Below are 18,568 nucleotides of genomic sequence, written 5' to 3'. Positions count from 1 at the left end.
CAGGAGACCAATGAAAATCACGTTTTCCACCCGCGCCCGCCGCGCCATCGTCGGCGGCCTTGCCGCAGCCCTGGCACTAGCAGGCTGCTCCTCGGCCGCGGACTCGGCCGACGGGTCCGACGGCCCGGCCGCCGGTGTCCGGGTCATCGAGATCCAGGGCGCGAGCTATGAGATTCCCGCCGAGCCGCAGCGGCTGGTCGGCGTCCACAACGCCAGCATCCAGCCCATCCTGGAGGCCGGCGGCACCCTCGTCGCGGCCGCCCAGTACCCGGAGTCGATCATCGCGCCCGGCAACCGCGCGGCCTATGCGGCGATCCCCGAAAAGTTCGACGTCACGGACGGCGTCAACACCGAGCAGGTGCTCACCTTCTCCCCCGACCTCGTGCTGGCGATCGACCGCAACACTCCCGAGGAGCTCGCGCACCTCGAGGCCGCTGGCCCCCTTGCCATCTTCAAGGTCGACGGCGAGGCTCGCAGCGACTGGCGCGGCCGGGTCGCCGGGGCCGGCGAGATCCTCGGCACCTCCGACAAGGTCGACGCTCTGGAGAAGAAGTACCAGGACCGCGCGGCGCAGATCAAGAGCGAGTACGCGGCCGAGCTCGCCGCCAACAAAATCGTCGTCATCAGCTCCTGGGACAACACCGGCTTCACCGCCTACGGGCCGGACTCCATGGCGGGCCGGATCTTCACCGACGCCGGCGCCACGTTCATCGACGCCGTCCAGGACGATTCCGGGGAGAAGAGCCCCGGCGAGTTCATCGGGGCGTTCGAGAACCTCGGCGATGTCACGGACGCCGGCATCGTGCTGGTCGGCTCCAACTTCGAGGGCGAATACGACGAGTTCCAGCGCACGCTCGTCGAGAGCCCCCTGCTGTCCGCAAACGCCAAGGTCGTCGCCCCGGTCGGCCTGACCACCGTCAGCGGGTACTCGCAGGCCTTCTACATGCTCGACCAGTTCGAGGCGGCGCTGCAACAGACCCGCGGCGCGTAGCCGTAGTCCCCCAGCCGTGGTTCCTAGCCGCGGCTCTGCCCCACATACCAGTCGATGAGCTCCGGCACGTCCACGGCGGTCAGGTCGATCGTCGTGGCCGGGTCGGCGCCCATCAGCAGCCGCTTGACCGGCACCTCGAGCTTCTTGCCGGTGCGGGTGTGCGGGATGCCGGGGGCCTCGAGGATCTCGTCGGGCACGTGCCGCGGCGAGGCCTGCTCCCGCACCGCCGTCCGGATGCGCTCGCGCAGCGCGTCGTCGAGCGCAAAGCCCTCGCGCAGCACCACGAACAACGGCATCCAATACCCGCCGCCGGGCTCCTCGACACCCAGCACCATTGACTCCGCGACCTCCGGCAGGGACTCCACCGCCTGGTAAATATCCGCACTGCCCATCCGGATGCCATTGCGGTTGAGCGTCGAGTCCGAGCGCCCGTGCACCTCCACGCTGCCCCGGTCGGTGACCAGCACCCAGTCGCCATGCCGCCACACGCCCGGATACGTGTCGAAATAGGCGGCGAGGTAGCGGGCGCCGTCGGGGTCGTTCCAGAACCTGACGGGCATCGACGGCATCGGCGCGGTGATCACCAGCTCCCCGACCTCACCGGTCACCGGCCGCGCGTGGTCGTCATAGGCCGCCAGTGCGACGCCCAGGTAGCGTGCCGACAGCTCGCCCGCCCACACCGGCACATTCGGCGCGGCGCCGATGAACGCCGTGACGACGTCCGTGCCCCCGCTGATCGACGCGATCTGCACGCGCTCGCCGACCTCCGCCATGATCCACCGCGCGGAGGACGCAGGCAGTGTCGCGCCGGTGACGCCCAGCACCATCAGCGCGGACAGATCGTGCTCCGCCGCGGGGTGCGCGCCCGCCTTCTCACAGGCCAGCACATAGCCGGGGCTGGTCCCCAGGAAGGTCACCTGATGTCGGGCGGCCAACGCCCACAACGCATCGGGGGTGGGCGTGGCCGGACTGCCGTCATAGGTCACGATGGTCGCGCCCGCCAGCAGCCCCGCCACCTGGAAGTTCCACATCATCCAACTCGGGCTCGTGAACCAGAAGAACGTGTCGGCCGGCCCCAGATCTGACTGCAACACAGTCGCTTTCAGATGCTCCAGCAGGACGCCGCCATGCCCGTGCACGATCCCCTTCGGCAATCCCGTGGTGCCAGAGGAGAACACCACCCACAGCGGATGGTCGAACGGCACCCGCTCCGTGACCAGATCGTGCTCGCCCGCCGTCGCGTCGGCCCACGCCAAGGAGCCATCGGGGAGGTTCGGCTCGCCCAGCCGCGGGACCACAATCGTCTGGCGCAGGCTGGGCAGGCCCGCGCGCAGCTCCCCCACCGCGTCCAGCTGCCGGCGATCCTTGCCACCGAATCGATAGCCGTCCGCGGTGACCAGCACAACGGGCTCCAGCTGCCCCAGCCGGTCGATCGCCGCCGGCGCGGAGTAGTCCTGGCCGCACGCCGCCCACGTCGCGCCAATACTGGCCGTGGCCAGGAACGCGACGACTGCCTCGGGGATGTTGGGCAGGTAGCCGACGACCTGGTCTCCGAGACCGACCCCGCCCGCACGGAGGGTGTGCGCTAGCGCGGCGACCTGTCGGCGCAGCTCCGGCCACGAGGTCTCAGCCGCGTCGCGGCGCTCACCCAAATCGATGATCGCGGGCCGCGCGTCGTCCCCGCGTTTGAAGATCTCGTCCACGTAGTTGATCCGCGCGTGTGGGAACCATTGCGCGCCAGGCATTTCCGCAGTCACCAGGGCCGGGCCGGGGTCAGTGTCGGTGGCGGTGGAGATCTCGAAGTAGTCCCACACCGCCTGCCAGAACTCGCCCAGCTCCTCGACCGACCACGCCCACAGGCCCGCGTAGGTCCCCACGTCCACGCCGCGGGTGCGTGCCACGAAGGCCGCGAAATCGGCGATCCTCGATGCGGCGATGTCAGCCTCGGCGGGTTCCCACAACAGTTCAGCCACTAGGTCCTCCGCCGCTCGAGCATCAGTTGTGCCCAATTATATTCTGGTGAGCGCATCCCGTGTGATGGCAGAGATGCTGGTGAGGCCGGAGAGCCCGAGCGTGAGGTCGAATTCCGCGACGATGTTCGCGACCGCGTCCCGCGCCCCCGCCCGGCCGCCCAAGGCAAGGCCGTAGAGATGCGGACGGCCGACGGTGACCGCGTCGGCCCCCAGTGCGAGTGCCTTGAAGACGTCTGCCCCGCCCCGGATTCCACTGTCGAGGATCACCGTCGCCCGGCCCTCGACCACCGGCGCGATGGTCTCCAGCGCGTCCATCGCCCCGATGCTGCCGTCGACCTGTCGGCCGCCGTGGTTGGAGACGAGGATGCCGTCGACTCCCGCGTCGACCGCATGCCGCGCGTCGTCCGGGTGCAGGATGCCCTTGAGCAGGATCGGCAAGCTGGTCCGCTGCCGCAGCGTCGCGATATCGTCCCAGCTCAGCGACGGTCGCGAGTAGATATCCAGGAACGTCTCCACCGCGGCACGGGGCTCGGGCGAGCGGAGGTTCTGCAGCACCTTCCCCGGATAGCGCCTGCTCATCGAGATCAGCGAGCGGATCGCGCCGAGCGTGACCTCCACATCGGCCTGCACCCCTGCCGGGTTCTTAATGCGGTCCCGCACAATCTCGAGGAACCGCGGGTCCGACGTGTATTGCGCGATGCCCTTGCCGCGGGCGAACGGCAGCGAGCCCAGGTTCAGGTCCATCGGCCGCCAGCCCAGCATCGTCGTGTCGAGGGTGACCACGATGGCGTCGGCCCCGGACTTCTCCGCCCGCTGGAGCAGGCTGTCCACGAGCTCCTCGTCCTTGCTCCAGTACAGCTGGAACCAGTGTGGGGCGGTGCCCATCGCGGCGGCGCTGGCCTCCATCGGCGCGCTGCCCTGGTTGGAGAAGATATAGGGCAGGCCCAGGTCCGCGGCCGCCCCGGCGATGGCGACGTCGGCGTCGGGGTGCACCAGCTCCGCCGCGCCCACCGGGGCGAACAGGATCGGCGCGGGGATCCGGCGCCCGAACAGCTCCACGGACAGGTTCCGGCTGGAGACGTCCCGCAGCACCCGCGGCACGATCTTCCAGCGGTCGAAGCCCTCCCGGTTGGCGTCCATCGTCGAGCCCGCGCCGGCCCCGCCCGCCACATAGGCCCACGCCGTCGGCGAGACCTTCTTCCGCGCCGCCCGCTCCAACGCTGCGAAGTCCGTGGGGATCTTGGGGTTTCGCCCCAGCACGCCGTCGCGATAGATCACATTCTGGCGCGCACGCCCAGGCCCCTCGGCATTGTCCGTCATGCCTCGGAGGATAATGCGGATGTGCCTTCTATGGAGCTGGGTCCACCATGAGCCTGTGTCCGTGCGGATCCGGCGAGCAATACGAGCTCTGCTGCGGCCGATTCCACAGCGCCCGATCAGGCGGTGCCCGATCAGGCGGCGAGGCCGCCGCGCCGACCGCCGCCCAGCTGATGCGCTCCCGGTACAGCGCCTTCGCCGTACGCGACGCCGCCTACCTGATGCGCACCTGGCATCCCGCGACCCGCCCGCGCAGCCTCGAACTCGACGACGACACCGAGTGGACCCGTCTCACCATCTTGAACACCACCGGCGGCGGCCTGCTCGACGCCGAGGGCACCGTGGAATTCGTGGCCCAGTACCTGTCCGGCGGCCGCCGCGGCCGCCAGCACGAGAACAGCCGGTTCACCCGGGTCGACGGCGCCTGGGTCTATGTGGATGGGGCCGTCTGAATCGGCGGCCCCATCCCGTCAAGCATCGGTCAGTTGACGGCCGGCAGGATGGCGGCCCGGACCTCTCCGAAGCCGATGCGCTGGCCGTTCACGCCCGGCGCGGTGGCGCTGATCGCGATCGTGTCGCCGTCTTCCAGGAACGTGCGCTGCTCGCCCGCGACCTCGACCGGCTCGGCGCCGCCCCAGGTGAGCTCGATGAACGCGCCGCGCTCCGCCTTCTCCGGCCCGGAGATGGTGCCCGACGCGAACAGGTCGCCCGTGCGCGACGATGCGCCGTTGACGGTGGTGTGCGCCAACATCTGTGCCGGGGACCAGTACATGGAGGCATACGGCGGCCGGCTCACGACGTCGCCGTTCCACTCGACCTCGAGCGCGATGTCCAGGCCCCAGTCCTCGGTGCCCTGCAGGTAGGGCAGCGGGGTCGGGTCCTGCGTGGGGGTCGCGACGCGGGCGGCCTCGAGGGCTGCGAGCGGCACCACCCAGGGGGAGATGGACGTGGCGAAGCTCTTGCCTAGGAACGGGCCCAGCGGCACGTACTCCCAGGCCTGGATGTCTCGGGCGGACCAGTCGTTAACGATCACGGCGCCGAAGACGTGATCGGCGAACTCGTCGGGCGCGATCGACGTGCCCTGCTTCGACGGCGTGCCGACGATGAAGCCCATCTCGGCCTCGATGTCCAGGCGCCGCGACGGGCCGTAGGTGGGCGCGTCGTCCTGCGGGGCCTTGCGCTGCCCGCACGGGCGCACGATGTCGACGCCGGAGACGATGACGGTGCCCGCCCGGCCGTGGTAGCCGACCGGCAGGTGCTTCCAGTTCGGCATCAGCGCCGCGCTGTCGGGGCGGAACAGCCGTCCGAGGTTCGTGGCGTGGTTCTCGGAGGCGTAGAAGTCCACGTAGTCGGCGACGTCGACGGGCAGGTGCAGCGCGACGTCGGCGAGCTCGAAGATGGCGGCATCAGCAACATCGGCGGCGATCGCGTCCTGGATGCGGCTGCGCGCCGAGTCCCAGGCCGCACGGCCCTGCGCCATGAACGGGTTGAGCGTCGCGGCGCTGAAGACGTCGTCGCCCAGCAGGACTGCCAGGTCGAGGACCTTGTCCGCCACCCGCACCCCGACGCGGCGCGCGGAGTCTGCTTCCGCGGACACGGTGAAGATGCCGTAGGGCAGGTTGTCGCGGCCGAACAGGGAGTCGGCCGGAATCTCGATGATGCTCATAAGTTGGTTCCTTCTGTCTCGAGAGTGATCAGGGCCTGCGGGATCAAGCCCAAGCCCGTCAGCTCACCCAACGGGTCTGTGATGCTGCAGGTCCCGAAGGACTGGAAGCTGTGGCGGACGGCGGCCTGTTGCGCGCCGTCCAGCGCGGCGAGCGCTGCCGCGATGGCGGCGCCGTCACGGCCCGCGAGCGTCTCGGCGAGCGCATTCTCGTCCGCCCCCTGCAGCGCGCGGTGCGTGGCGAGCAGGATGTTCAGGAACCCATGCTGCTCGAAGCCCGTGTCCGGGTCCGTGTTCCGCACCGCGTGGTGCAGGCCGGCGGTCGCCTTGAATGGGATACCGGCGGCTACCACCGACCGCACGGCCGAGGCCAGCTCGGCCCCGTCGGGGTATTTGTCTGCGGTCACCCCGCCCGTGCGAAACTTGGCCGAGTAGGCGGTGCCGGCGAGCCGTGTTAGGAAGTCCGCCCGGCGGTCATCGCGCGGGATCTCCACGAACACAGGCGCTTTCAGTGCCGCCGCGTCGAGCGTCTGCAGCACCTGCTGCGCGGACTCCTCGGGGCCGGGGGCTAGTTCGACCGCAGCCAGGCTGGTGCCGGTGATCGCGGCCAGATCCGCCACCGCCGCCGCTAGGGCCGCTGCCCCGGGGACGGTCAGGCTCACCTCGAGCGGGCCCTCGAACGTGGCCTCGGCGAGCTCCGGCAGCCGACCAGCGGGGAAGACAAACGGCCCCACCAGGTCTGCGTGGGCGGAGGACAGGTGCCTCTCGCGAGCGGGCAACGCTTCGGCCAGCGGCGCGTTGCCCGGCGGGAACAGCGCGGCGTCGTCGCAGATCCCGGTGACGAGCGCGGATAGTGTCGGCTGGGCAGGCTGTGCGGTCATGACGCCGGCCCCCTTCCGGCCCAGCTCCACGCGTAGGCGGCGTCCTCACAGGCCAGCGCGCCCTCGCCCAACTCGAGCGGCTTGAACGTGTCCACCATGACGGCGAGCTCGTCGAAGAACTCGGCCCCAATGCTCCGCCCATATGCGCCAGGCTGCGGGCCGTGCGCGTGGCCGCTGGGGTGCACCGAGATCGAGCCCTGACCGATTCCGGAGCCCTTGCGCGCCTCGTAGTCCCCGCCGCAGTAGAACATGATCTCGTCGGAGTCCACGTTGGAGTGGTAGTACGGCACCGGGATCGCCAGCGGGTGGTAGTCGACCTTCCGGGGCACGAAGTTGCAGATCACGAAGTTCTCGCCCTCGAACACCTGGTGCGCAGGCGGCGGCTGGTGCACGCGCCCCGTGATGGGCTCGTAGTCCTCGATATTGAAGGTGTACGGGTACAGGCAGCCGTCCCAGCCAACGACGTCGAACGGGTGCGTCGCGTACACGTAGCGGGTGCCGACGATGCCGGTGGAGCCACGATGCTTGACCAGCACCTCCACGTCCGTGCCCTCGTATTGCAGGGTCTCCGCTGGCCCGTGCAGGTCCCGCTCACAGAACGGCGCGTTCTCCAGCAGCTGCCCGAACCGCGACAGGAAGCGCTTCGGCGGCACGATGTGGCCGTTGCCCTCGATGACGTAGGCGCGCACGGGCTCCTCGCCCTGCGGCAGCCAGCGGTGCGTCGCCGCCCGCGGGATCAGCACATAGTCGCCCGCACGGGCGTCGAGCGTGCCAAACACCGTCTCGACGCGGGCGGTGCCGGACTCGATGTAGACCAGCTCGTCGCCTGTCGAGTTGCGGTACAGGGGGGACTCCTTGGCGGAGACCACGTAGGACAGGCGCACGTCGGCATTGCCGAGGATCAGCCGCCGGCCGGTGACGACATCGGTCTCGGCCCAGATCTCCTGTGGGAACAGGTCGGGCAGCTTCAGGTGCCGGGGCTTGAGCGGGTGGTTCGGCGTGGTGCTGTGATCACGCAGCTCCCACACGGTCGCGTCCACGATCGCGGCCGGGATCTCGCGGTGATACAGCAGCGACGAGTCGGAGGAGAAGCCCTCCTCACCCATCAACTCCTCAAAGTAGAGGTCGCCGTTCTCGTCACGGTGCTGGGTGTGCCGCTTGGGCGGGATGCTGCCGAGCTGCCGGTAGAAGGCCATGACCAACTCCTCGTGAGTCTGGGGGATGCAACCTGTAGTTAGTAAACACATTAACTATATTTTTGGGCGGGGTCAAGCATGGGAAGACCTACTCCCTCTGCTTGGGTTCCGGCCGCCTCGTCAGTTGCGGCCGCGCACGCCCATCTGCTCGCGGTTGGTGATCAGCTTGTCCAGCAGCAGCACCAGCACCCGCTGCTCGGCCTCGGTGAGACCACTCGCCCACGCCTGCTCACGCTCGTTGTGGTCGCGATAGATCTCGCTGATCTTCTCCTGGCCGGCAGGGGTCAGCAGCAGGCGCACCGACCGCCGATCGTCCGGGTCCGGCTCACGCTCCAGCAGGCCGGCGCTCTGCAGGCTCTTCGAGAGGTTCGACACCGCCGCGCGGCTCATACCCGTCAAGCGCGCCGCGTTCTTCGGCTCGATCGGACCGGTCAGCCAGATGACGAACATCAGCCGGAACGTGGGGAAAGACAGCCCATGCGGTCGGTGCACCGTGGCCTCGAGGTCGTAGGTGACGACATTCGCCGCGCGGTTGAGCGAGAGCAGCACCTCGGTGGCCAACTGATGGGTGGACCCGAACTCCGTGCTCAGGCGACGGTTCGCCAACTCGACGAAGGACCAGAAGTCCAAGTCGTCGAGCGAGACAGCCTCCCTCCCCGACGCCTCGGACGACATGCGCTGTTCAGACACGTTCGGCCCCTCCGGTCTTCACCATGTCGACAGCCCAGTCGACGCGCCCCTAGAGAATTAGGGAACGCAGAGGAAATGGTAGTACATCCATTTTCTATTTTTAAGCCTTCTGGTGCCGGACTCAGGCGTCGACGGATAGCTCCGTCAGCGTCTCTGCCACCGCGCCTGGCGCGATAGCCGCGCTGGCCACCGCCTCCTGGAGCTCCAGGTGGGTGCACTGGGAGCCCAGCAGCATGGCCAGCCGCACCAGGAAGCCCTCGCGATCGGTCTCGTCGACGGCGTCGAGCGCCTCGGACAGCCCCAGCCACGCGCGCTCACGCCGGGCCGCGTCCTCGGTCTGCGTCGCGTCCTCCTCCGGTCGCGCGACAGCGCCGTCGGCCGCCACGCCGAATCCTGCCGACACCTGCGCCACCTGGGCGAGGTCGTCGACGCGGCACAGCAGCAGGCCATCGGGGCGGACGACGAAGATCTCGCCATTGCGCGCGCCGAAGCTTGCGGCCACTGTGCCGTCAGAGTCAGGCACAAATACGACGTCGGGCACGAATACGACATCGGCGCGCACCGGGCCTGAGGTCCCGACGCTGATGGCCCGCACCGACTCGCCGGGCAGCTTGTCGGCCAGCTCTGCGGCTGCCACGGCCAGCGCCGCAGGGTCGACACCGAATCCGTAGAGGCCGAAGCCGGTCCCGCGGACGCGGTGCACAGAGGATTCTCCCTCGGTGGTCGCCACCCGGCGGTCCTCGACAGGCTCGCCGGGCAGGATCCCGCGCGCGTCGGCGCGGCACCCCCAGGTCAACGGCGAGCGGCGCACATGGGTCGCGCTGGATTGGCGCGGGTCGATGAGGTGCCCGAACTCGGGTCGGTGCACCGCGAGCGCCAACACCGCGTCCCTGGTGGTGCGGTAGCCGTGGGTGCCGGGCGTCATGATCAGTGTCGACTTGCCCGCGTTGTCGATGTTCTGCTGCCAGGCGTCGTGCCGCTCGGCCGAGTAGGCCGCCAACAGCTGCAGTCCGGCGGCGCCGTTGACGACGGCGGCGAGCTGCCAGGACAACGCCTCCGCGTCCTCAAGGCCGGAGTTGAGCCCACGCACGCCGAAGATCGGCACGAGGTGCGCCGCGTCCCCGGCGAACACGACCCGGCCGTGGACGAAGTTGTCCAGCGCCAACGCGCGTGCGCTGTAGAAGCCGTGCCATTCGAGGGTCCACGGGCGCTCGTCGCCCAGCCACGTCAGGTGCCGGGCGATGCGCTCGCGGATGCGGTCTTCCTGCGTCTCGTAGTCGGCGTCGTCCGCGGCGTCGAGCTGGTAGTCGATGCGCCAGATATCGCGGGGCTGGCGGTGCATGATGATGGTCGAGCCGGGGTTGCTGGGCGCGTCGAACCACACCATGCGCTCGGCGGGAAGGTCTGTCTCCCAGTGGATGTCGGCGATGACGTAGCGGCCGTCGTAGCTGGCCCCGCTCATCCGCAGGCCGGAGAGCTCGCGCATGGCGCTGCGCCCGCCGTCCGCGGCGACGACCCACGCTGCCCGCAGGTGGCGCAGTCCGGTGGCGGTGTGCACCTCGAGGCTGACACCGTCGGGGTCCTGACGGTATCCGGCGACGCCCGCGGACCAGTGCAGGGTGATGAGCGGCTCGTCCGCGATGGCGTCGACCATCACCTGTTCAATCTCGGACTGCGACACGTTGACCATCGGGCCGCGCACGTCCAACTCGGAGTGCGGCATCCGGAAGGCCATGACCTCCTGGTCACGGTAGAAGCTGCGGCCCCCCTGCCATGGCAGGACGATCTTCTCCAACTCCCTGCCGAAGCCGAGGCGCTCGGCCGCCTCCAGGCTGTGCCGGGAGATGCAGATGGCGCGGCTGCCGAAGGAGACCTGGTCTGCCGCCTCGAGGATGGTGACGGCGATGCCCCTGCGGGCGAGCCCGAGCGCGACGCCCATCCCGACGGGGCCGGCCCCCACCACCACGACGGGCAGCGCGGGATCGGCCTCGACCATGGAGGGGAAATCCGCGGGGGGCTGGGAGGTGGGCTGGAAATAGTTCGACATGTCCTCAGGCCTCGACTCGGGGGTTGGCGTCTGCGATCGCGGCGGCGGCGGGCACCGGCGCGGACTCGCTGACAGGGGTGCCGCTGTCCTCGCCGCGGCGCGCGCGCAGCGCGAGGATCGCAGCCAGGCTGATCAAGCTGACGATGACGCAGTACACGGTGATCGCGTGCGTCGTGCCGAAGCCGGCATACAGCGCGGTGGCGATCATCGGGGCCAGGCCGCCGCCGAGGATCGCGCCCAGCTGATATCCGAGCGATGCGCCGCTGTAGCGGATGTGCGCGGGGAACAACTCGGTGAACAGCGCAGACTGGGGGCCGGCGGTGCAGCCCAGCGCGAAGGCCATCAGCGCCATGGCGAGCACGATGATCGGCAGCGACGCCGTATTGATGAGCGGGAAGAACACCACCGACATCGCGAGGATCGCGACGGAGGCCCAGGTGTAGACGGTCACTGTGCCCCAGTGGTCTGCCTTGTAGGCGCCGAAGGCCATGCCGGCCATCCAGATGGGACAAACGCCGATCAGCACCCCGAGCATGGTCGACTTGGTGAAGCCCAGCTCTGTGGTGCCGTAGCTGAGGACGTAGACCATGAAGATGTAGGCGATGGCGTTCGTGGCGATGAAGGTGCCCGCAGCCAGCGCGACGGTCCGCTTGTTCTTGGTGAGCACCTCGAGCAGCGGCATCTTGGCGACTTCGCCGCGCTTCTGTGTCTTGGCGAACTCGGGGCTCTCGCCCACTCCCAGCCGAATCCACATCGCCACGCCGACCAGCACGAAGCTGAACAGGAACGGCACGCGCCAGCCCCAGTCATAGAAGGCCTCGTCGCTCAGGCTCGTCGTCATGGCCAGGAAGACGAGGTTGGCGAGGAGCACGCCCGCGGGCACACCCAGCTGGGGTGCCGCGCCGTAGAGCCCGCGTTTGCCGGGGGGCGCGTTCTCCGTGGCCATGAGGACCGCGCCGCCCCATTCGCCGCCGACGCCGATGCCCTGGATGAATCGCAGCATCACCAGAATAATGGGCGCGGCGACGCCGATCGAGGCGTAGGTCGGCAGCAGGCCGATACCCACGGTCGCGGCGCCCATGATCGACAGCGAGAGGACCAGCATTGATTTGCGGCCGATGCGATCGCCATAGTGGCCCATCACCATGCCGCCGATAGGCCGGGCGATGAACCCGACGGCGAACGTCGCGAACGCGGCCAGGGTCCCGGCCACGGACGACTGGCCGGGAAAGAACTGGGGGCCGATGATCAGGACTGCGGCGGTGCCGTAGATGAAGAAGTCATACCACTCGATGGCGGTGCCCACGAAGCTCGCCAGCACCGCCCGTTTGGCCCCTGGATGGGCAACGGCTGCAGTCGTCATGCGTACGCACCTTTCGCTGTGTACCGCGAATCCCTTATGTCTTGGATCACGGCGATCCAACAAGGATGACTGCGGACATAGCTCTTGAAAAGTGCCAAATTCAACCGATGTTCCTCAGGAATTCCGAGGATGTTCACTTGGACGGATGTTCACGTTCTGTGGCGAACTTGATAAACGCCCTGGCCGCACGGCTGGGTGTCGACCTCTGGGGCCACGCGATCACCACCGAGACATCTGCCACGACAGGATTTCCGATGAGCCTCGCGACGAGGGGCAGGCCCTCATAGGTGACATCCAGGCGGGGCCGCTGCACCAAGATCGTCCACCCGAGGCCGCGCCCGACGAACGCCCGCGCCGTCTCGTAGTTGTGGGTCCGGAAGGCGATCCGCGGGCCGAATCCGGCCTCCGCGCACAACTGCAACGCGTGCTGCGCGCTGGGCGGGGAGTCCAGCAGCACCATAGGTTCCTCGCGCAGGGCCGCGAGGTCGATAGGGCCGTCCCCTGCCGCCAGCGGCTGGTCGGCGGCGAAGAAGACACTGGGTTGCCGGCTGGCGAGCCGCACCCGGTGCCACTCATCTGGCAGGTCCAGTTCGTAGACGATCACCAGGTCCAACTCGCCGCCCTCGAGCCGCCCGTGCAACCGGTTCTGGGTGTCCTCGTGGAATTCGACGTTCACACCGGGATACCGCGCCGTGAACTCGTAGAGGAGCGACGGCAGCATCGTGGGCCCCAACGACGGATAGCAGCCGATGGCCAGCGGCCCGGAGACCAGCCCCTGTGCTCCCGTCGCAACGTCCTCCAGGTCGCCGGCCTGCCGAAGCAGCGCACGTGCCCGATCCAGGACCGCCTCCCCTGTCGGGGTTAGCTGCACTCCGTGGGCCCGACGCCGGATGCACAGCTGAGCGCGCAGGGCCCGCTCCAGCTCCGTGACCGCCGCCGACACCGAGGACTGCGACAGGTGCAGCCGCTCCGCCGCCCCACTGATGGTCCCGGCGTCAGCCACCGCCACGAACGCGGCCAAGTGCCGCATCGTGTAGTCGGGAGCCCTGCTCGCACGTGGCATCGGCCGTCAGCCCCGGCCCTGTGAACGGTACGGCGAGTCGGGGCGAGTCGTGCCCGGCTTGGGAGTGATCACGTCCTCAGCGTAGACACACCCTCCTGCACTGCTGTGCTCTCGCGCTCCCGCGTTCGTCAGCGGTACCACTCGCGGCGGGTGGTGGGCATTCCGCTGACTCCGCTATCCATGGGCCGCACCGCCAACACCTGGTTGATTGTGAGCCGGTCTGGGGCCTCGAAACCGAGCGCGCTCGCGGCGAGATAGAGCAGCCAGGTGCGCGCCCTCTCCGTCCCGACCAGGCGCACCGCCTCGTCCCAGTTCCCGCGCAGGTTCTCGACCCACGCCCGTAGCGTCAGCGCGTAGTGCTCGCGCAGCCCGTCGCAGTCGCGCACCTCTAGTCCGGCCCGCTCGAGCGCGTCGACGGTCTTGCTCAGCGGCAGGATCTCGCCGTCGGGGAAGACGTAGTTGTCGATGAACGACGGCGTCCGAGCTGGTTTCTCGGGCAGCGGCCCCACGCTCGCGATCGCGTGGTTGAGCAGTCTTCCGCCCGGATTGAGCAGTCCGAACATCTGCCGCGCGTAGATGGGCTGGTTGGCCAGCCCCACGTGTTCCGCCATGCCGATGCTGGAGATCGCGTCATAGGGCCCGTCGTCAACCTCCCGATAGTCCTGCAACCTGACCTCGACCCGGTCGGTCAGCCCGGCGTCGGCCACCGCCATTTTCGCCCACTCCACCTGCTCCTGGCTGAGCGTCACGCCGACGACGTCGACCCCGTAATTCTGTGCTGCGTGGATGGCCATCGAGCCCCACCCACAGCCGACATCGAGCAGTCGCATGCCGGGTTTCAGTCCCAGTTTGCGGCAGATCAGGTCGCATTTGGCCTCTTCCGCGTCGTCCAGCGTCCCCGCCGAGCCTTCCCAGTAGCCGCAGGAGTAGACCATGCTGGGCCCCAGTAGCAGACGATAGAACTCGTTGCCCACGTCGTAGTGCTGCGAGACGGTCAAACTGTCACGGGACTCGCTGTGCTTGGCGCTGCGGCCATGGCGCATCTCCACGGCCGGCGGCCTCGGTGGCAGTCCCACACCGCCGAGGCGCAGGAGCGTCCATGCCGCCCGCCCCACCGCGGCGGGCCGCATGCCCCGCACCCGGTACTCGCCGATACCGGCGATCAGGCCCGGCACGTCGAGCAGAGCAAACAGGTCGCCGTGGACCTCGAGGTCACCCGCCACATACGCCCGCGCCAGCCCGAGTTCGTTGGGCGACCATAAGATCCGGCGCAGCGCCCGCCTGCTGGTAAATTCCACCCGCGCGGCGCTATCCGCAGGTCCTGCCTCTGAGCCGTCCCAGCAGCGAACTCTGATCGGCAGGTCGGTGCCGAGCATGTCCTCGAGGGTGGACAAGATGTCGCTGGCTGCGCGCGTCATACCCCCAGTGTGGACCTATCAGCTCATCGCCGCTCCAGGATTGACGGAAGGGAATACGGGGGGCCGACGCTCGAAGAACGACGCCGCGCCCTCCAGGTGGTCGCCATCCGGGATCAGGTCGGCCCAGTGGCCGCGCTCCAGAGCGAGCCCATCCTCAAGGGGCACCTGCAGGCCCTCGTCGACACAGCGCTTGACCGCGCGCACCGCGCGCGGGCTGTTCACCGCGATCTTCCGGGCGATCTCGATCGCGTCCTGCAGTGGGTCGGGCGATGCGGACACCGCGTCGACCAGCCCGATCCGCAGCGCCTCTGCGGACGTGACGGGCTCCGCCGTGTACATCATCAGCTTCGCCGCGCCGGGGCCCACCGCGCGCGCCAGCCGCTGGGTCCCGCCGGCCCCGGCGAGCAGTCCCCAACGTGTCTCCGGCAGACCCATCCGCACGCCATCGCCCGCCACCCGGATGTCACAGGCCAGGGCGAGTTCCAGCCCGCCGCCCAGCGCGAACCCGTTCACGGCCGCGATCACCGGTGCCGGGATCGCGGCGACGCCGTCGAGCATCCCCTGCACCTGGGTCACAAAGTCCACCGCCTTATCGCGGCTGTCCAGCTGCTGGAACCGGCTGATATCTCCCCCTGCGCAGAAGTTCCGGCCGGTGCCGGTCAGGACGACCGCGCGGGCGGCGGAGCGGTGGAGGCCGTCGACCACCGTCACCAGCGCCTCGCACAACTCCACGGTCAACGCGTTGACCGGCGGGCTCTGCATCGTCACCACGACGATGCCGTCCTCGATCTCCGCCGTCGTGATCAGGTCTTTCTCAGCCATCGGCCCGGTCCTTCCTTGAGACCCGCTGGCCGGCATCCGTCGGCCGGTCGGCGAGCACATTCTTGAGAATCTTCCCGGACTCGTTGCGCGGGATATCGGTGGTGAACTCGATGAATCGGGGAGCCTTATAGCCGGCGATAGATTCCCGGACCCACGCGTCGAGGTCCGCCCGGGACAGCTCCACACCCGCCGCCGGGATCACGAACGCCTTGACCGTCTCGCCCCAATCCGGGTCGGGGATGCCGATCACCGCGACGTCCGCGACCTGCGGGTGGGTCCGCAGCACGTTCTCGACCTCTTGGGGGTAGACGTTCTCCCCACCGGTCTTGATCAGGTACTTGGTGCGGTCCACCATGCGCAACAGGCCCTCGCCCTCATGGACGAAGGTGTCGCCGGTGTGGTGCCAGCCCCCGCGCAGGGTCTCCGCCGTCGCCTCGGGACGACCCCAGTAGCCGTTCATCACGGTGCCCCCGCGGATGACAAGCTCGCCCGCCTCGCCGTCCGCGACATCGTTGTCGTCCGCGTCGACGATGCGGTAGACGACGCCGGGCATCGCCGAGCCGTAGGTTCCGGGGTTCGCGCGCAGCTGGTCGGAGGTGGCCCAGGTGATCTTGGTGCCCGACTCGGTTTGCCCGTAGATCGTGACGACATCCGCCCCGAGCCGCTCCGCCACCTCGTCCACCAGTCCGTCACGGTCCAGTCCCGCGGCCGTGATCACGAGCCGCAGGCTGTCGGTATCCGTCTCCGACGCGCCGGGGTAGTCCATGAACGGGCCGGTGATGCCGGGCACGACGAACACGATCGTGACGCCGTGCTGCTCGATCAGCCGATACATCTGCGCCGGATCGGCCGTGGCCTGCGTGACCACCGTGCCGCCGAGCGCCATCTGCGAGAGCAGGGTGCCCAGCCCCGCGACATGGAAATAGGGCAGCAGCGCCAGATAGACGTCATCCCGCGACATCTCGATGGCGGCCGCCATGTTGAGCGCGTAGCCCGTCCAGGTCCGCTGCGGCAGCTGGCAACCCTTGGCCCGGCCGGTGGTGCCGCTGGTGAACAGCAGCGTGCAGGTGGTCTCTCCCGTGGGCTCCCCGATCCGGGCCGTGGATCCGCCCGGTCCGCGGATGCTGTCCACACTGACCCAGCCCGGCGTCGCCGCGCCCAGGGTGAGCTTGAGCGGAATATCTACCTGGGCGACGATCGCCGCCGCCAGTTGGCCCATCGCCGCGTCGGCCACGATGCCCGACGCGCCCGCGTCCGTCAGGTTGGCCGCCGCCTCCTTTGGATGCAACCGCAGGTTCAGCGGCACCGCGATCGCGCCCAGCTCCGCGAGTGCCCACAGCAGCTCGACATAGCTCAGCGAGTTCATCGCGACGATGCCCACCCGGTCCCCCGGCGCCACCCCGGACTCGCGCAGGCCAGAGGCGAGCGCGCACACCCGATCGAGGAGTGCCGCATAGGTGACGGACTCCCCCGTTCCACCGTCGATCACCGCGACGTGGTCGGGTCGCTCAAAGGCATGCCGACGCAGGAACTCCGGTAGCGCCGGGCTCGCCAGCGCCATCGTCTCTGCACTCACGTGAACCTCTCTCAGATACTGACTATTTAGTATGTTTCGTACAGACTACCCTGGGCGCACGCGCTGCGAAAGGAAAATATGTCAGTATCCGAGAGCCGCCCCTCGGGCCTCGTGCCAAACGACGTTCGCCGACGCCGGAGCATGCAGCACATCCTCGATGTCGCGGAGACCCGTATCGTCCGCTCAGGCTATGCGGCCGCGACGATGGATCGGATCGCCGCGGACTCTGAGCTGACAAAGGGCGCGGTCTACTTCTACTTCTCCAGCAAAGAGACGCTGCTGGAGGCATTGATCGACCGCTCGGAGCGCACCATCTTCCAGCCGGGCCTCGATCTCCTCGCCGCCGCGGAGGGGTCCGCGGCCGACCGCCTCGTGGCGTACTTCAACTATTTCGGCGCGACTACCGACCGGTTGGGCGGATACCTCCTGCCAGTCACGGTGTCACTGCAGTTCGACGCGATTCCCCGCAAGGCCCACGAGCGGATCGTCCGCCTCTACGACCAGATCCAGACGCAGCTCCAGTCCGTGATCGCTGAGGGGCTCGAACGACGGGAGTTCGCCTCGGCGGTCCCAGCCGCCGAGCACGCGGCCATGGTGATCGCGACGATGGACGGCATGCTCCTCGAGTGGCATCGACGCGGCGATCGCCTCGATGGCGAGAGCTTCCTCCGGGCCGGGCGGCAGAGCCTGATCGGCGGACTACTCGGGTTCCGCCCGCCGGCCTAGAACGGCCAGCTCGGCAGCTCCGGCAGCCCCGCTGTGGTCGGACGGCCGATGAGCCAGGCCAGCAGCTCGTGGCGGGCCAGTTCGGCCGGCACCACGACCCGCGGCTCCAGCGCGGCCAGCGCCGGCAGTTCCACCGCCAACGTCGCCTCCACAAACTCCGCCGGCCAGTCTGCCGCGGTGTACTCGAGGCCGAGGTCAACGTGATGGATCTCCAGCTCGCGCCAGCGCAGTTGCGGCAGGAATCGCGCCTCCACTGGCCGTTTCCACGCGACCGGCGTGTCCAGCAGTTCCGCCGGCACCGCGCCGAGAGTCTCCACGACCCTGCGGCCAGCGAAAGTCGCATCGGCGGTCAACAGCTCGGCGGGCCTGTCCGCGCCCTCCTCAATGGCGGCCGCTCGCGCCTTTGGTCCGCCCGGGTACATCTCCGTTTCCAGCTCGCCGGTGATCACGCCCCCGGCGAACCGATTGAGCGCGTCCGCATTGCGCGCCAGGTGGGTGACCACGTGGCCTCGAGTCCAGCCGGGCAACAGCGACGGTTCACGCGCTTGCCTCTCTGTCAGCCTCCCGAGCGAGTCCTCCAGCGCAGCTTGCGAATTGCGAGCTGCGTCTACCGCCTCCGAAAAATTCATATCGGGCTCCCGTCGTAGTTGCGCTGCGCCCCATCGTAATCCCAGCCAGGCCCAACCCCACCGCTTCTCGCAGGCGGGAACCAGGCTCTGAGCATGACGAGGACGTCGGCCAGATCGAGTGGTCTATCGGTCGTTAGGTGTTCTCGTGTGGTTATTCTCGTTGTGGCGGTGGTTGACCGTCCGGCCCAGGAAAATCGGGTGTCTCACGTAAAT

16 protein-coding genes are annotated in these 18,568 nt (G+C 68.8%); 3 read left to right on the top strand and 13 right to left on the bottom strand.

The features are described from left to right. The first annotated feature begins 10 nt into the window (after positions 1-10). Positions 11-991 (top strand): ABC transporter substrate-binding protein, encoded by a 981-nt coding sequence (locus tag TBIF_RS15375; protein WP_024795663.1) that lies wholly within the window; start codon positions 11-13, stop codon positions 989-991. Positions 992-1,014: 23 nt separating this feature from the next. Here the strand turns inward: TBIF_RS15375 and TBIF_RS15370 are convergent, their stop codons facing one another. Next, positions 1,015-2,964, bottom strand: a complete 1,950-nt coding sequence (locus TBIF_RS15370) for an acetoacetate--CoA ligase (protein ID WP_024795662.1) — start codon at positions 2,962-2,964, stop codon at positions 1,015-1,017. A 36-nt stretch (positions 2,965-3,000) separates the two neighbouring features. Beyond that, positions 3,001-4,284 (bottom strand): alpha-hydroxy-acid oxidizing protein, encoded by a 1,284-nt coding sequence (locus tag TBIF_RS15365; protein WP_038171498.1) that lies wholly within the window; start codon positions 4,282-4,284, stop codon positions 3,001-3,003. Positions 4,285-4,331: 47 nt separating this feature from the next. On the opposite strand from TBIF_RS15365, the gene TBIF_RS15360 reads away from it, so the two are divergent. Further along, a complete protein-coding gene (locus tag TBIF_RS15360; protein ID WP_024795660.1) occupies positions 4,332-4,733 on the top strand; it encodes a YchJ family protein in 402 nt (133 codons plus the stop codon). Positions 4,734-4,762: 29 nt separating this feature from the next. Here the strand turns inward: TBIF_RS15360 and fahA are convergent, their stop codons facing one another. The 10 genes from fahA to TBIF_RS26005 all read right to left on the bottom strand — a co-directional run bounded on the left by fahA (position 4,763) and on the right by TBIF_RS26005 (position 17,000). Next, positions 4,763-5,947, bottom strand: a complete 1,185-nt coding sequence (gene fahA / locus TBIF_RS15355) for a fumarylacetoacetase (RefSeq protein WP_024795659.1) — start codon at positions 5,945-5,947, stop codon at positions 4,763-4,765. Further along, complete coding sequence (locus TBIF_RS15350; RefSeq protein ID WP_038171557.1) at positions 5,944-6,825, bottom strand: hypothetical protein; 882 nt, start codon at positions 6,823-6,825, stop codon at positions 5,944-5,946. The genes fahA and TBIF_RS15350 overlap by 4 nt, the downstream gene beginning before the upstream one ends. Further along, on the bottom strand, positions 6,822-8,021 hold the full coding sequence (locus TBIF_RS15345) for a homogentisate 1,2-dioxygenase (RefSeq protein ID WP_024795657.1): 1,200 nt from the start codon (positions 8,019-8,021) through the stop codon (positions 6,822-6,824). Before TBIF_RS15345 ends, TBIF_RS15350 begins: the two co-directional genes overlap by 4 nt. Before the next feature lie 120 nt (positions 8,022-8,141). Next, complete coding sequence (locus TBIF_RS15340) at positions 8,142-8,696, bottom strand: MarR family winged helix-turn-helix transcriptional regulator (protein WP_024795656.1); 555 nt, start codon at positions 8,694-8,696, stop codon at positions 8,142-8,144. Between the two features lie 136 nt (positions 8,697-8,832). Beyond that, positions 8,833-10,758: an FAD-dependent monooxygenase gene (locus TBIF_RS15335; RefSeq protein WP_024795655.1), complete on the bottom strand. Its 1,926-nt coding sequence runs from the start codon at positions 10,756-10,758 to the stop codon at positions 8,833-8,835. A gap of 4 nt (positions 10,759-10,762) precedes the next feature. Further along, a complete protein-coding gene (locus TBIF_RS15330) occupies positions 10,763-12,121 on the bottom strand; it encodes an MFS transporter (protein ID WP_024795654.1) in 1,359 nt (452 codons plus the stop codon). A gap of 133 nt (positions 12,122-12,254) precedes the next feature. After that, positions 12,255-13,184: a LysR substrate-binding domain-containing protein gene (locus tag TBIF_RS15325; protein WP_024795653.1), complete on the bottom strand. Its 930-nt coding sequence runs from the start codon at positions 13,182-13,184 to the stop codon at positions 12,255-12,257. A gap of 128 nt (positions 13,185-13,312) precedes the next feature. Beyond that, positions 13,313-14,602: a class I SAM-dependent methyltransferase gene (locus tag TBIF_RS15320; protein WP_024795652.1), complete on the bottom strand. Its 1,290-nt coding sequence runs from the start codon at positions 14,600-14,602 to the stop codon at positions 13,313-13,315. An 18-nt stretch (positions 14,603-14,620) separates the two neighbouring features. Next, positions 14,621-15,424 (bottom strand): enoyl-CoA hydratase/isomerase family protein, encoded by an 804-nt coding sequence (locus TBIF_RS15315; RefSeq protein WP_024795651.1) that lies wholly within the window; start codon positions 15,422-15,424, stop codon positions 14,621-14,623. Further along, positions 15,417-17,000: a class I adenylate-forming enzyme family protein gene (locus TBIF_RS26005; RefSeq protein WP_200182754.1), complete on the bottom strand. Its 1,584-nt coding sequence runs from the start codon at positions 16,998-17,000 to the stop codon at positions 15,417-15,419. Before TBIF_RS26005 ends, TBIF_RS15315 begins: the two co-directional genes overlap by 8 nt. A 78-nt stretch (positions 17,001-17,078) precedes the next feature. Between TBIF_RS26005 and TBIF_RS24565 the strand changes: the two genes are divergently transcribed. Beyond that, positions 17,079-17,726: a TetR/AcrR family transcriptional regulator gene (locus TBIF_RS24565; protein WP_084611729.1), complete on the top strand. Its 648-nt coding sequence runs from the start codon at positions 17,079-17,081 to the stop codon at positions 17,724-17,726. Here TBIF_RS24565 and TBIF_RS15300 read toward each other — a convergent pair. Next, positions 17,723-18,355: a maleylpyruvate isomerase N-terminal domain-containing protein gene (locus TBIF_RS15300; RefSeq protein WP_024795648.1), complete on the bottom strand. Its 633-nt coding sequence runs from the start codon at positions 18,353-18,355 to the stop codon at positions 17,723-17,725. The two genes, TBIF_RS24565 and TBIF_RS15300, sit on opposite strands and share 4 nt — an antisense overlap. Positions 18,356-18,568 lie beyond the last annotated feature (213 nt).

It is taken from the genome of Tomitella biformata AHU 1821, assembly GCF_000524475.1.
Lineage (GTDB): Bacteria > Actinomycetota > Actinomycetes > Mycobacteriales > Mycobacteriaceae > Tomitella > Tomitella biformata.
The sequence above is the reverse complement of the archived record's forward strand: the minus strand, read 5'-3'. Positions and strand labels throughout refer to the sequence as shown.